The sequence below is a fragment of the Achromobacter sp. GbtcB20 genome, assembly GCF_019091095.1.
In the GTDB taxonomy this organism is placed as follows: domain Bacteria; phylum Pseudomonadota; class Gammaproteobacteria; order Burkholderiales; family Burkholderiaceae_B; genus Achromobacter; species Achromobacter mucicolens.
On record NZ_JAGXJZ010000166.1, the window covers coordinates 1 to 601 of the forward strand.

General features: G+C 67.2%; 1 protein-coding gene. It reads left to right on the forward strand.

What is annotated here, in order from left to right:
• A partial coding sequence (locus KVT32_RS28375) for a TonB-dependent receptor domain-containing protein (protein ID WP_217619236.1) occupies window positions 1-601 on the forward strand: 601 nt, incomplete at both ends.

Below are 601 nucleotides of genomic sequence, written 5' to 3' on the forward strand. Positions count from 1 at the left end.
GATGCGGAACCGGGGCTCTTCACCAGCCCGGTGCCGACGGTTCCCCGCTACCGGACCGAGGCGAAGCAGTACGCGCTTTTCCTTGAAGACCGCCTCGCGCTGACGACGCAATGGTCGCTCCTGGGCGGGCTGCGCTACGACCATGCGGACCTCGAGCGCCAGAACCTGGTTGCGGGGAACCTCGCTTTCGACAAGACCTTCGCCGACGTCGGCTGGCGCCTCGGCACCGTCTACGCGCTGACGCCCGACTTCACCGTTTACGGCCAGCTGGCAAAGGCAGCCGACCCGGTCGGTTCATTGCTCTTCCTGTCACCGGCGAACAGCCGCTTCGAGAACGCCACCGGGCGCCAGCTGGAACTCGGCCTGAAGCGCGCATTCTGGAACCGCCAGGGCGACTGGACGCTGGCCGTGTACGACATCACCAAAGACAATCTGCTGACGCGCGACCCGGCGAACCCGGCGCAAAGCATCCAGGTCGGCGCGCGCTCGTCCACTGGCATCGAGGGCACGCTCAGCATGCCCCTCGCGCGCCACTGGTCGCTGGACGCCAACGCCTCGATCCTGCGTGCGCGCTTCGACGATTTTGCCGAGCTTGTCGCCG